The sequence below is a fragment of the Aeromonas enterica genome (assembly GCF_054052465.1).
In genome coordinates this window covers 88412-102120 of the sequence record NZ_JBSTYL010000007.1, presented here as the reverse complement: position 1 = coordinate 102120, position 13709 = coordinate 88412, and the positions used below count along the sequence as shown (strand labels likewise).

The following is a 13709-nucleotide window of genomic DNA, read 5'->3' as shown; positions in this document are numbered from 1 at the left end:
GACCGCACTCGGAACATGCCTTTATAACGGAACTCCCAAGGAAGAGAGAATTCTATGTCGGCCAAGCATCCCATCATTGCGGTTACCGGTTCGTCCGGTGCCGGCACCTCCACCTCCACCAACGCCTTTCGATCCATGTTTCATCAGCTGGGTTACAAAGCGGCGGTCGTGGAAGGGGACAGTTTTCATCGCTACACCCGACCGGAAATGGACGTGGCGATCCGCAAGGCGCGCGAACAGGGGCGCCACATCAGCTATTTTGGCCCTGAGGCCAACGACTTCGGCTTGCTGGAATTCTTCTTTCAGGAGTACGGCCAAAATGGCAGCGGCCAGTACCGGCGCTATCTGCACAGCTTCGACGAGGCCGTGCCTTTCAATCAGATGCCCGGCACCTTCACTCCCTGGCAGAATCTGCCGGCCGATACCGACCTGTTGTTCTACGAAGGGCTGCACGGCGGTGTGGTCACCGAGGATCACAACGTGGCCCGCCATGTGGACTTTCTCATCGGCGTTGTGCCCATCGTCAACTTGGAGTGGATCCAGAAGCTCATTCGCGACACCTCGGAACGCGGCCACTCGCGCGAGGCGGTGACCGACTCCATCGTCCGTTCCATGGACGACTACATCAACTTCATCACACCGCAGTTTTCACGCACCCACATCAACTTCCAGCGGGTGCCGACCGTGGATACCTCGAACCCCTTCAGTGCCAAGGTGATCCCGAGTCTGGACGAGAGTATGCTGGTGATACGGTTCCGTGGCATCAAGCAGGTGGATTTTCCCTACCTGCTGTCGATGATCGATGGCGCCTTCATGTCACGGATGAACACCATAGTGGTACCGGGCGGCAAGATGGGCTTTGCGATGGAGCTGATCCTGCGCCCGCTGATCCAGCAACTGCTTGAAACCGGCAAGATCACCTGAGCCAAGGAGCTTATGATGCGGTTAGCGTTTCTCTCTGTGGTATTGGCCGCCCTGCTGGGTGGTTGCAGTAGCGGTCCCGCCGCCCCGACCGTCGAATCGGGCACCATGGTGGTGCGACCGGCAGCCAGCTGGCCGTTCGGGGCAACGCCGCGCTACGCGCTGGCCGAGCAGTTTCAGTATGCGGGGGACAGTGCCGAGGGCTGGCTGGAGCCGGTCCAGCAGGCGGTCAACCAGGAGCTGGGGCGCAAGGGGTGGCAGAGCGTCCCTCTCGACGAGGCCGATGTGTGGGTTGCCATCGGAGTGGCCGGCAGCAAGGATCTGAGCGATGGCGAGATCTTCGCCCGCCTCGGCATGACCCCGGGACTGCAAGCCAAAGCCAGCGATCGCAAGGGTACCCTGGCCATAGTACTGCTCGACCGGCGCACCCAGCAGGCGGTGTGGAGCAGCGCCATCTCTCTCGCCAGCGACGTGGCCATCCCGGAGGCGTCACGCCGCCAGCTGAGCCAGCAACTGGCCAGCCAGATGCTTAACGCCCTGCCGACCCGCTGATACATCGCCCTTTCCCATAAAACAGAACGGCCTGCGCGAGCAGGCCGTTGCGATCACACCATGACGATCACTTGCGCTGACAGGTCAGCAGGGTCACCCCTTTCTGCGTGAGCAGAGCCTGCTTCTCCTGATTCCAGAAGGTGGTCACACCGTCGGAATACTTGGCACCGGATTCCGCTTCCACCCTGCCCAGCTTGTGATACACGCCGGCATAGGGGAACTGCACCATGTCGGCCTGGGCATCATAGGTCACGGCCAACATCTCTTCCCCGCACTGGTACTGGCTGTACTGGTACTGGGTCGGTTGCGGCATGCTGCAGGCCGCCAGCCCCAGCAGGGGAAGTAACACGATCATGTTTTTCATTGCACTTTCCTTATGTCATGGTGTTATTCAATCGGAAGAATCACGGCTATCAGGCTTCAAGAATTTGATAACTATGGGTAATTTCTACCGCTTTTTCCAACATCAGGGAAACGGAACAGTACTTTTCCATCGACAGATCCACGGCGCGGGCCACCTGTTTCTCCGCCAGCCCCTTGCCGGTCACGACGAAGTTGAGGTGGATCTTCTCGAATACCCGCGGCACCGACTCCACTCGCTGACCTTCCAGTTCCACATGGCAAGCGGTCACGGATTGACGCGCCTTCTCCAGAATGGAGACCACGTCGATCGAGCTGCAACCGCCCACCGCCAGCAGGATCATCTCCATCGGGCTGGCACCTTCGCCGGGGTTGGCGCCGTCCAGGGTCACCTGATGACCGGACTCACTCTCGCCGACAAACTTCATGCCTTCCACCCAGCTGACCTTGGCTTTCATCTCACATTTCCTCTTGATGACGATAGATCTGACTGACATAGCATACCCCAGACGGAGCTGCAGCGGCACATATCCGCCATTTTCGCGAACTTGCAGGCGAACTAGATCAAAATCAACATCTGATGCCGCCATCTTCCCTAAAATGAGCGGGATAGCGCAGCAGGCAACAAGGGGATCTGGCAAAAGCCCTCAAAGCCTTGTCAGCACAGACAAAGGCTCTTATCCTACTGCGACTAATACAAGGAATGGCAAGGTTGGCAGCTTGCCCGGACGCACGAGTCCATAAAAAGACACTACAGAGGAATTCTCATGGTCATTGGCAAACCGCAAAGCGATCCCACCCTGGAATGGTTCTTGTCGCACTGCCACATTCATAAGTATCCCGCCAAGAGCACCCTGATCCATGCGGGTGAGAAAGCGGAAACCCTCTACTACATCGTCAAGGGCACTGTGGCCGTCTTGATCAAGGACGATGAAGGCAAGGAGATGATCCTTTCCTATCTGAACCAGGGCGACTTCCTGGGCGAGATGGGCATGTTCGAGGAGAGCGAGAATCCGGAGCGTTCCGCCTGGGTGCGCGCCAAGGGCTCCTGTGAAGTAGCCGAGATCTCCTACAAGAAGTTCCGTCAGCTGATCCAGGTCAATCCGGAAATCCTGATGCGTCTCTCCGGTCAGATGGCGACTCGACTGCAGCACACCAGTCAGAAAGTCGGCAACCTGGCCTTCCTGGACGTCACCGGCCGGATCGCCCAGACCCTGCTCAATCTGGCCAAACAGCCGGATGCCATGACCCACCCGGATGGAATGCAGATCAAGATCACCCGTCAGGAGATAGGCCAGATCGTTGGCTGCTCCCGCGAAACCGTAGGCCGGATCCTCAAGATGCTCGAAGAGCAGGAGCTGATCTCCGCCCACGGCAAGACCATAGTGGTGTTTGGCACCCGCTGACAGGGTTCCCTGACGGCTCAGCACAGGGCCGTTGGATAAAAAAGGCTGCCACGGCAGCCTTTTCTGATCGTCTCCCCTATAATCCTGCACGCCCTTCCCCGGCCTCAACCAAGCGAGTGTGTATGCATCTTCAATGTCCCCTTTGCCGCAGTCCCCTGCATCTTCACGAAGCATCCCGCGGGGTCTATTGCGACAACAAGCACCATTTCGATCCGGCTCCGGAAGGCTATCTGGATCTCATTCCCGGCAAGAAGAACCCCAAGGACAGTGACAGCCGCGCCCTGATGCGCGCCAAGCGCAACTTCCTGGAACAGGGTCACCAGGCGCCGCTGGTGGATGCCATGGCGGCCCTGCTCGCCCCGCTCGGCCCCCGCGAGCTGATCCACCTGGGTTGCGGCGAAGGCTACTACTGCCGCGCCCTGGCCGAGCGCCTGCCGGGCTGGCAATTTGCCGGCGTCGACATCGCCAAGAACACCATCTTCGCCGCCAACAAGGCGCAGCCGGACGCTCAGTTCGTCATCGCCGATCCGGCCCGCGCCCCTATCCTGCCGGGTACGGCCCAGGTGCTGCTGGTCAACGATCTCAAGGTCAAGACCGAACAGCTGGTCAGCTGGCTGGCACCGGGCGGTTACCTGCTCTACCTGCAACCGGGCCCGCGCCACCAGTGGCAGCTGAGGGTCAGCCTCAACCCTGTGAGCATGGAACACCCCCTCAGCTGGCCCGCCCTCGGCGGTCTCACCCCCCTGGGCCAGGAGCGTTGCCAGTTCGCCATGACCATGGATCAGTCCCTGCGCAGCTTCATCCTGGAAACCAGCCGCCTCGGCTGGCGCGCCAGCGGTGAACAGCACCACGCCTTTACCCAACAGGGACCGGACGAGCTGGAACAGGATCTGCTGCTGAGCCTGTGGCAAAAGCCGCTCTGATGGCGCGTCCTCCCATGAAAAAAGGCCCTGACGGGCCTTTTTTATTGAACGAATACAGACGTCACAGCTTGATCCAGGCATCCCCCCAGGCAGTGCCCTTGCCGGGCTCATAGGCCCAGGCAGCACCCGCGCACCAGCCGGTGTAGGGGTGCGGCTTGCACTGGTAGTTGCCGCCCAGGTTGCTCACCTTGTCCCCCGCTTTGTAGGCCGTACCTGCTTTGTAGGGCGGGTTGCCATCGGGCGGCGTGGTACCGCCGCTACCCTTGATCAGGATCTCGTGGGTCGCACTGCGGCTGAGCCCCTTCTCGTCGGTCACCTTGAGCACGAAGCCGTAGCGGGTGTCGCTGACCGGGGTAGCCGGCAGGGTGGCACTCAGGGTGGACTGGCTCAGATCCGAGGCGCTGGCCCCGGCGGGCAGGGTCCAGGCGTAGCCGAGCGCCTTGCCTTCCGGATCGCTCGACCCCTGGCCGGAGAGCAGCACGGTCGCACCGCCCAGCGCCTCGCTCGGGCCACTGATATTGGCCACCGGCGGCAGGTTGGTGCCACCGCCGTTGTCCTCGATCACCACCTCGGGGAAGAAGTGCTGCACGCACTGGCTGTAGTCCCGCGCCTTGAAGGCGCTGAAGCGGGTCTGGTAGCCCACCAGCTTGCAGGCGTAGCTCTTGCCGCCGTTGGGGTTGCCCGGCACATAGCTCCAGTCATTCTCCCAATAGATGGGCAGGGCACCGGCGCCCGCCTCGTCAAAGTACTTCATGTTCTTGCAACCGAGCACCTCGTCTGCCGGCACCGGCACACCCAGATACTGGGCCTGGGCCTGGTAGTAGGTGATGCGGTTCTGGGACTGGGCGTGCTCGGCCGTGCCGCCGCACTCCACCCCGCCGTTGATGATCTGGGTGGTCACCCCGAAGCCCGGCACCAGGCCGTTCTGCCGGTCGTGGGCGTTGGGCTGCCAGGTGCCGTCGATCACGTGCAGCATGGAGGGCTTGGGCGGCTGCGGATAGACGAAGAAGAACACGGCGCTGGCGAGGTTGAGCCAGGTGTCCGCCACTTTCTCCGGGTTGTCCAGCAGGGTGCGCACTGTGCCGAACATGGCCTCGGAGAAGGGGCCGTAGTTGTAGTTGTACGACAGCTGCTTGGCGCCACGGCCGAAGTAGCTCTTGAACTCGCCGTTCTCGAACTTGCCGCACGGCCACTGCTGGCCCTGCCAAACATCCGGCCGACACTCGGCGTTGTAGCCGCCGCGCATCTGCTCGGTCCAGCCCATCTCCCGCACCCACACCAGGCCCTGGCGCCACTCTGGCTCCGGTCGCCAGCTCTCGTGACCGCCGGTTTCCTGGGCAAAGTGGGCAAACATGGTGGCCAGCGACTTGCGGCAGATGGCCTCGGCATTGCGCCCGTCGCTGTAGTCGCCGCAGAAGGCCGGGAACTTGGCCACCGCCTGCAGAAAGCCGCGATAGGTGTATTCCGGGGCCCGCAGCGGGAACAGGAAGTTGAACTGAGCCTCGCTCAGCAGCCCTTCCACCCGTTTCACGTTGGCGGGGTTGAGCGGCTGGCCGGGGGCCACCGCCTCGACCACGGCATTGTCGCGGGTGGCGATGGAGGCCTTGACTGCCGCCATGGCCGGGAAGTCGGTGAGCGCCTGCTCCCTGGCGTCCAGCTCGCTCTGACTCAGGTAGACGGGCGCGCCTTCGGTCGCGCCGCTGCCTCCCTCCAGCGGAGGCGTGATACCAGCGCCACCATCGGGCGGGGTCACCTCGCCGTCACCCATCAGGGCCCACGGAGAGTCCCACTCGTTGGCGACCTGCACTCCCGGGCTCTGGCCCGGATTGGCATACCATTTGGCCTCGTAGATCTGGCCGTTGAAACTGACCTGGCTGCCGCCGCCATAGCCCTGATTGATGTCATAGGCGGTGGCGGCCCACAGCTGACCACTCAGACAGAGTCCGGCCAACAGCAGGGTTAGTGGGTGTTTTTTCATCTCATACCTCTTGGCATACACGCGGGAAAAAATGGGGACGCATGATGCGCCCCCCGAACAGGTTCAAACATCAGGGGCAGCTGGCGGCGCCTGCATCCTGCCAGACGTCGTGTTTGCCGGGTTCGTTGCCCTTGGTCCAGTACTGAGCCTTCCACTTGCGACCGTTATGGGTGGTCAGGTCACCGGCGTTGTAGGCGACACCGGCATCCCAGCCCAGCTGCACCTGGCTTATCAGCTTCCACTGATCGGCGGTGCGGCTCGGTTCATTGCCCTGGGTCCAGTACTTGGCCTGCCACACCAGCTGGTTGTGGCTCACCTTCTCGCCACCGTTGTAGGTGGTCGCGCCCTGCCAGGCCGGCCAGTTGGCCGCATCGGGATCCGTGGCACCACAGTCGCCGCCACCGCTGACCGGAGTCACGGTGAGGCGGGTCTTGCCCTGGGCATCCAGCGCGCCGTCGGTCACTGTGACGGTGAGGTCATAACCGGTCTCCACGGTTACGCCGGGGCCCGTCACTACCAGGGTCTTGCTGTTCTGACCGCTGGCGGTGAGCCCGGCCGGCACGCTCCACTGATAGCTGAGAGTGTCGCCGTTGGGATCGGTGGCGCTGGCGGTGATGCTCACCTGCTTGCCGGCCTGGACCGAGACCTTGTCCTGCACCGTCACCACAGGCGGCAGGTTGGGCTGCGGCGCCTTGTTGGTCACCACCACCTGATCCTTGGCACTGAGGCTGTGATCGTCGGTCACCGTCAGTTCGAACACCAGATTGACGTCCTGGCTGACCGCATCGACGCTCACCTTGGCCTTGGCCTGGTTGGCATCGCTCAGGGTCGCCTTGGGACCGGAAATCTGGGTCCAGCTGTAGCTCAGCACCGCCCCTTCCGGATCGCGGGAAGAAGAGCCATCCAGCACCAGCTCTGCCGGCCCGGTCACCGCGAGATCTGTGCCGGCGTTGGCCACCGGCGGCTTGTTGACCGGCGGTGTTGTGCCTTCCCCGTTGCCCAGCCCCTCGTGCATGGCATTGAGAATGTCGCCGTTGTCGGCGTCGATTTCCCAGGCGAACATGCCGCCGAGCTGGTTGGCCAGCACGTACTGCCCCTTGGCCTTGACCGAACGCTCGTCATCGAAGGTGATGAGCTCGCCGGTGGAAGCCTTGAACACATAGGGCGCCTCGGCCACTTCGTCATAGCTGTACTGCCAGTCACCGGCCATCTTGCCCTTGGCGATGCCGCGGTAGTCGATGACCCCCTTCTCCCAGATCCCTTCCGCTTCGCTACCCGCAATCGGGCCTGTGGCGGTGCCGGTGAAGGGGTTGTTGCCCTGATACCCGCTGACGCCGGTCCAGCCACGGCCATACATGGCCGCGCCCACCACGACTTTGCCTGGATCCACGCCCTGGCCCAGCAGCGCCTTGACCCCCTTGTCGGTGGTGTACTTGGTGTTCGGATCCCAGCTCGACTCGTAGAGCGCGGTCTGGTGGCCCAACCCGGTATTGGTCCAGGCGCCGTTGAAGTCGTAGCTCATCAGGAAGATGTGATTCATGTATTGCTGGGCGGCGCGATAGTCCACCTTGGCAATCTTGTCACCGCCGGCGCTGATGGCGGAGGTGAGTTCGTAAGTGCGGCCCGTCTCTGCGCTCAGCTCGTCGAGCATGGCGCGCAACTCCTTCATCAGCAGCACATAAGTCTCGCCATCGGAGGCGCTGCCCAGGTTGGGGTTGGCCCCCAGGCCGCCCGGGAATTCCCAGTCGATATCCACCCCGTCGAAGAATTTCCAGGTCTGCAGGTACTCCTTCACCGAGGCGACGAAGGTGTCACGCTTGGCCTTGTCACCGAAGAAGAAGAAGGGGTCCGAGAGGGTCCAGCCACCGATGGAGGGGAGAATTTTCAGGTCCGGATAGGCCTTCTTGAGCGCCATCAGGTTGCCGAAGTTGCCCTTGTAGGGCTCGTCATAGGCGGTGAGATTGCCCTGCCCCATCTGGATGGCGGCCCAGGGATCGTGGATGGAGACCTTGAAGTCTTCACGCCCGGCACAGGAGCGTTGCAGCGCCTCGAAACTGCCGGAGATCTCTTTGAGGCTGTCGTTGATGCCGTTGCCCCCGCAGATGGGAGTAAAACCGTAGAGGATGTGGGTCAGGTTCTGGGCCGGGACCTTGTCCACGGTGAACTTGCGACCATAGACGCCCCACTCCACATAGTAGGCCCCCACCACCTTGCCGGACTTGTTGGCGTAAGGCTTGTTGTTCTCCTGCAGCGGCGCCTTGAGCGGCACCAGGTGGCTGCCGTCGGTGTCGGCCACCAGGATCTCTTTTTTGTCCGAGAGGGTGCAACCATCGGCATTGCACAGGGCCACCTGCATCTGGTAGCGGCCCCCCTTGGTCACCTTGAAGTTGGCAGTGCCGGCTGCGGAGGCTGCGCCTGACCACACCTCCTTGCCATCGAGCAGCACCTTGGCGGTCTGGCCGACATCCCCGGACCAGAGGTTCCAGCTCACGCTGACCGGTGCGCCATCGGCGTGTACCTTGACCAGCTTGTTGTAGGCGGTGGCGGCTTGATCCACTTCGACGATGGCGAACTTGGTTTCGCCCCAGCCTATGGTGGGTTTGCCGGGAGCGGCAGCGAAGGCGGAGGAGGCACACAGACCCCCGACCAACAACGCCAGTACGGAGGGTTTTGGACTTAACATAGTTGAATATCCTTATTTCGTTCTTGGAATAAATAACGAAAAAGGCAACGCCAACCTGACAGGTAACGCAGACAACATCGCGCCATGGCTTGGCCCATGGACGAAACAACCTGTGGTGGCCCCGCTGTCTTAGGTACTGCTGACCCTTAGACCGGAAGCTTTGCGTCCCGGACTTTCGTCCGGTTTGCCTTTTGCACAACTTGATTTGCGACAAAAATAATCGCGACCTGACTATAAGGGAGGGCAAGGAGGAAGGGCAAACCCGGGATCGGCTATTAACAAGCCGCTTTTTACCGAAAACAAGCCTCAAACGAGAAGAAAAAGCACCTTATCTCGTCAGAAAGTGCTGATCTTGCCGTCTGAGGAGACGAGATTAAAAATCAGACGAATTACTTGTTTCGTGATCATCATCAAGTTTGGCTGGCCGTAATACGCTGTTCATCAATGCTCGTAACTTGAGCGGTTTGACCGGCTTGCTGATGTAGCCGTAGCCGTGCTCGCGGATCTGCGCCTGCAACTCGCTCTTGCGATCCGCACTGATGATGATGCCGCCGATGTCGTTGCCATGGGCGAGGCGCAGCATGTGCAGTGCCTGCAAGCCTGTCTTGCCGTCATCCAGGTGGTAATCGGAGAGCACCAGCTGCGGCAGGAAGCCACCAGCGATGAGATCCTCCGCCTGAACCAGGCTCTGGGCACAGACGACCTCGCAACCCCAGCGCCCCAGCAGGGAGTGCATGGCGATGAGAATGTCGCTCTCGTTGTCGATGCAGAGCACCCGGATCCCCTCCAGCTGGCTGTCCCGCAGTGCGGGAGCCGCCACCTGCGTCGTTGCAACAGGACGGGTCGCCAGGTTGAGGGTGATGGCAAACACGGATCCCGCCCCCGGCCAACTGCGCAGTGTCAGGTTGTGGCCCAGCACCAGAGCGATGCCGCGGGCAATGGCGAGCCCCAGCCCCAACCCCTGCTCCTTGGCGGTGCGGGAGTGATCGAGGCGGGAGAACTCGTCGAAAATAGCCTCCTGCTTGTCGGCCGGGATGCCGGGGCCGTTGTCCCACACCTCGATGCGCACCTTGTCCCCCAGCCGGCGGCAACCGAGCAGCACACGGCCGCCCGGGTTGTAGCGAAACGCATTGGTGAGGAAGTTTTGCAACACCCGCCGCAACAGGCGCACGTCGCTGTAGACCGCGAGCCTGCTCTCCACCACTGAGAACTGGACCCCTCCTGCCTGCGCCAGCACCCCGAACTCCGCCTTGAGGTTGTCGAACACGTCGTGCAGGGCGAAATCCAGCTTCTTGGCCTTGAATTTGCCCGCCTCCAACCGCGAGATGTCGAGCAGATCCGTGATGAGATCCTCGGTCGCCCCCAGCGCATCGTCGATGTGACGGGCGATGCGGGCCGTCTCATCCCGGGGCGGCAGCATCTCCAGCAGAGAAGAGGTAAACAGCTTGGCCGCATTGAGGGGCTGGGTCAGATCGTGGCTCACCGCCGCCAGGAAGCGGCTCTTGGAGTGGTTGGCTCGCTCCACCTGCTGGTTTACCAGCAACAGCTGGCGGTTGAGCTCGGAGAGCTCGTGGGTACGCTCGGCCACCCGCGCCTCCAGATGTTCGTTGGCCTCGCGCAGCACCCGTTCGGCGTCGCGAAACGGGGTGATGTCAGTAAAGGTCATCACGAAGCCGCCCGCCGGCATGGGGTTGCCCTGCATCTCGATCACCCGGCCATCGGGCCTCTCCCGCGCCGAGATGTGGGGGCTGCCGCGCAGCATGAAGGCGACCCGCCGCGCCACATGGGCCTCGATATCGCCCGGACCGCACAGCCCCTGCTCGGCGTTGTAACGGATGATCTCCTCGATGGCGCGCCCCATCTGGATGAGGCCGGGCGGGTAGTGAAACAGCTCTATGTAGCGCCGGTTCCAGGCCACCAGCTTGAGCTCCCGGTCCACCACCGAGATCCCCTGCCCCATGTGTTCGATGGCCCCCTGCAGCAGGCCGCGGTTGAAGCGAAACACGTCTGAGGCCTCGTCCACTATGGTGGCGATCTCTTCGAGCTGCATGTTGCGCCCCTGCAGGGCCGAGGCCAGCACCAGGCGGGCGGACGAGGTGCCGAACACCCCGGCCAGCAGCCGCTCGGTGTGGGCAATCAGCTCGGCGGAGGCCTGCATCTGGGGCGCCAGGGTGCCGCCCCGCTCACCGGCGAAGCGACCGAAGGCGCGCTTGACCCGACTCGAGCCGACGAAGCGGGCCGCCAGCATCTCCAGCTCCTTGACCGAGACCCGCGCCTGATAGAGCGCCGTGGTGTCGCGGCTCGGCTTGCCGACGAAGTTGGCCGCCTGCAGCCGCTCGCTCACCGCCGCCTGCGACAGCAGGGAGCCCGCCACATAGCCGATGAGGTTGAGCAACAGACTCAGGAAGATGCACCAGGCCCCCAGGCTGAGATCGCGAAACGCCGGCCAGTCCGGCGGTGCCAGCAGGGCCGCCAGCGGCGAGCCGGCCAGCAGGCCGCTCTCCGCCAGCAGGGTGGCGAACCAGAGGCTGACCCCGAGGGCGAGACCGAGGTAGACCCCCTTGCGATTGCCGTGCCGCCAGTAGAGGCCGAGCAGCAGCGCCGGCGCGAACTGGGCCACCGCGCCGAACGACAGGTAGCCGATGCGCGACAGGCTGGTGAGATCCCCGAGCCAGAGGTAGAGCCCCCAGGCCGCTAGCAGGATCAGCAGGATGGCGCCGCGGCGCACCTGCAGCAGCAGGCGCACTAGCCGCTCGTCGCGCCCCTGCTGCCAGAAGCGGCGCAGCAGCACAGGCAGCACCAGATCGTTGCTGACCATGATGGCCAGCGCGATGGTGCAGACGATCACCATGCCGGTGGCCGCCGAGGTGCCGCCAAGAAACGCCAGCAGCGCCATACCGTCGAAACCGAGCGACATGGGCAGGCTAATCACATAGGTATCCGAGGCCATGCCGGCCCCCACCCACTGCTTGCCCGCCAGCGCCAGCGGCCAGATGAACAGCCCCATCACGAACAGGTAGAGCGGAAACAGCCAGCGCGCCCAGTGCAGATCCTGGCCCTGGTTGTTCTCCACCACGGTCACGTGAAACTGGCGCGGCAGGCAGATGACGGCGCACATGGCGACCAGGGTGTAGATGGCGAGCTCCAGCAGGCTGCCCGGCGTCACCGCCACCACCGCATCGAGAAAATCGCTGGCCACCAGGGTACGGGCCTGGCTCGGCTTGCTGAGGATAAGCCAGAGCGCAAAGCCCCCCACCGTCATGAAGGCGAGCAGCTTGACCACGGATTCGAAGGCGATGGCCACCACCATGCCGCGGTGGTGCTCGGTGGCGTCCAGATGGCGGGTGCCGAACAGGATGCTGAACAGGGCCAGCAGCAGTGCCACGCCGAGGGCCAGCCCGGCGGTATTACCGGTGGGGCCGGCAGGCACAGAGTTGGCCATCAGCAGATCCAGCCCGGTGACGATGGCTTTCAGTTGCAACACCAGGTACGGCAGTATGCCCATGATGGCGATCAGCGCGATCACCATGGCGAGGCGCTGGGACTTGCCGTAACGGGCGGCGATGAAGTCGGCGATGGAGGTGATGTGCTCGCGCTTGGCCACCAGGATGAGGCGAGCCAGCAAGCGCCAGCCGAACAGGAACACCAGCATGGGCCCCAGATAGATGGGCACAGGTGACCAGGGCGACTCGCTGGCCTGGCCCACCGTGCCGAAGAAGGTCCAGGAGGTGCAGTAGACCGCCAGCGACAGGCTGTAGAGCAGGGGCTGCCCCTTTAAACGGCGACGTTTGTTCTTGTCCGCCACGTAGGCGATCAGAAACAGCAGCCCCAGATAGGAGAGCGACAATCCGATCAGCAACCATCCCTGGTGCATCTGTAACCTCTTGTCCGTGTTGAAGATTCAAGCGCAGCAGCAGCCAGTCTAGAGAGCCGCCCGAAAAATGTCATCTTCTTATTACAGCGAAAATTTATCGTTTTTCAATAAAAAACGGTTGAATAAATATCGAAAAACGATAAACATCTGGCTGTGTTTATTGATAAACGATAACTCGGTGCTGCGCGTGGCCCACCCTTTCACTCCAAGAGGTAAGCGATGAAACACAACAAGCTCGAACGCATGAGCAACCTGATCGAATGGATCCTGCTGTTCGCCCTGCTGGCCACCCCGCTCATGACGGTCATGGGGGTCTGGTCCCAGCGGCTCGGCGGCAGCGACTATCTGCAGCAGGAGCTGATCGAGGCACTGGCGGTGCAAGACAGTTCGGTGCTCAACCATGTCCCCTCGATTGCCGACTACCCCCTCAGCCTGGGTACCCGTCTGCTGGGCACCCTGGTGATGCTGCTGCCGGATCTGGTGTTCATGCTGATGCTGTGGCAGCTGCTCCAGCTGTTTCGCGGCTATCGGCAGGCCATGCTGTTCACCTTCAGCCAGATCCGCCGCTACCAGTTGATCGGCCTGCTGCTCTGTGTCAGTTTCGTCACCACAATCATCACCACCCCGCTGCTGGATCTAGTGCTCACCCTGCCGGGCCCCGAGCTGTACTGCAAGATCAACATAAATTCATCGGACTTCCAGTTGCTGCTGGCCGGGCTTATCGTGTCGGCGCTGGCGCTGGTGATGCGCGAGGCCAAGCGGCTGGCCGATGAACAACAACTGACGGTGTGAGGAACCCATGCCCATCATCATCCGACTCGATGCCCTGCTGGCCGAACGTAAAATGACTGCCCGCGAGCTGGCCCTGCGGGTCAACATCACCGAGGCCAACCTCTCCATCCTGAAAAACGGCCATGCCAAGGCGGTTCGCTTCTCCACCCTGGAGGCGATCTGCCGCGAACTGGGCTGCCAGCCCGGGGATCTGCTGGCCTTTGAGCAGGAGTCCTGAGCC

Annotated in this window: 11 protein-coding genes and 1 riboswitch; of the genes, 6 read left to right on the top strand and 5 right to left on the bottom strand. The window is 62.4% G+C overall.

The window, feature by feature from the left end; translation table 11 throughout:
* Positions 1-54 precede the first annotated feature (54 nt).
* Together ACW5XD_RS10015 and ACW5XD_RS10010 are read left to right on the top strand one after the other, a co-directional pair.
* Entirely contained in the window at positions 55-924 is an 870-nt protein-coding gene (locus ACW5XD_RS10015) for a phosphoribulokinase (RefSeq protein ID WP_456494772.1), read from the top strand.
* Positions 925-939: 15 nt separating this feature from the next.
* On the top strand, positions 940-1473 hold the full coding sequence (locus ACW5XD_RS10010; RefSeq protein WP_456494771.1) for a DUF4136 domain-containing protein: 534 nt from the start codon (positions 940-942) through the stop codon (positions 1471-1473).
* Positions 1474-1540: 67 nt separating this feature from the next.
* On the opposite strand, the gene ACW5XD_RS10005 is transcribed toward ACW5XD_RS10010, so the two are convergent.
* Positions 1541-1837, bottom strand: coding sequence for an MliC family protein (locus ACW5XD_RS10005; protein WP_456494770.1), 297 nt, complete (start codon positions 1835-1837; stop codon positions 1541-1543).
* A 49-nt stretch (positions 1838-1886) separates the two neighbouring features.
* Positions 1887-2291 (bottom strand): OsmC family protein, encoded by a 405-nt coding sequence (locus tag ACW5XD_RS10000; protein WP_005311765.1) that lies wholly within the window; start codon positions 2289-2291, stop codon positions 1887-1889.
* A gap of 309 nt (positions 2292-2600) precedes the next feature.
* Here ACW5XD_RS10000 and crp point away from each other — a divergent pair, with 309 nt between their 5' ends.
* Together crp and ACW5XD_RS09990 are read left to right on the top strand one after the other, a co-directional pair.
* Complete coding sequence (gene crp, locus ACW5XD_RS09995; RefSeq protein WP_042870085.1) at positions 2601-3239, top strand: cAMP-activated global transcriptional regulator CRP; 639 nt, start codon at positions 2601-2603, stop codon at positions 3237-3239.
* Between the two features lie 122 nt (positions 3240-3361).
* Complete coding sequence (locus tag ACW5XD_RS09990) at positions 3362-4162, top strand: putative RNA methyltransferase (protein ID WP_456494769.1); 801 nt, start codon at positions 3362-3364, stop codon at positions 4160-4162.
* 61 nt (positions 4163-4223) lie between these two features.
* Here the strand turns inward: ACW5XD_RS09990 and ACW5XD_RS09985 are convergent, their stop codons facing one another.
* The 3 genes from ACW5XD_RS09985 to ACW5XD_RS09975 form a co-directional block, all read right to left on the bottom strand.
* Complete coding sequence (locus ACW5XD_RS09985) at positions 4224-6140, bottom strand: glycoside hydrolase family 19 protein (protein ID WP_456494768.1); 1917 nt, start codon at positions 6138-6140, stop codon at positions 4224-4226.
* Positions 6141-6210: 70 nt separating this feature from the next.
* Positions 6211-8823 carry a glycosyl hydrolase family 18 protein gene (locus ACW5XD_RS09980; protein WP_456494767.1) on the bottom strand — a complete coding sequence of 871 codons (2613 nt, stop codon included), beginning with the start codon at positions 8821-8823 and terminating at the stop codon, positions 6211-6213.
* 111 nt (positions 8824-8934) lie between these two features.
* Positions 8935-9022: riboswitch (cyclic di-GMP riboswitch) on the bottom strand.
* A 174-nt stretch (positions 9023-9196) separates the two neighbouring features.
* Entirely contained in the window at positions 9197-12697 is a 3501-nt protein-coding gene (locus ACW5XD_RS09975; protein ID WP_456494766.1) for a hybrid sensor histidine kinase/response regulator, read from the bottom strand.
* A gap of 219 nt (positions 12698-12916) precedes the next feature.
* On the opposite strand from ACW5XD_RS09975, the gene ACW5XD_RS09970 reads away from it, so the two are divergent.
* On the top strand, positions 12917-13489 hold the full coding sequence (locus ACW5XD_RS09970; RefSeq protein WP_456494765.1) for a DUF2975 domain-containing protein: 573 nt from the start codon (positions 12917-12919) through the stop codon (positions 13487-13489).
* A 7-nt stretch (positions 13490-13496) separates the two neighbouring features.
* Positions 13497-13706, top strand: a complete 210-nt coding sequence (locus ACW5XD_RS09965) for a helix-turn-helix domain-containing protein (RefSeq protein ID WP_011704909.1) — start codon at positions 13497-13499, stop codon at positions 13704-13706.
* Positions 13707-13709 lie beyond the last annotated feature (3 nt).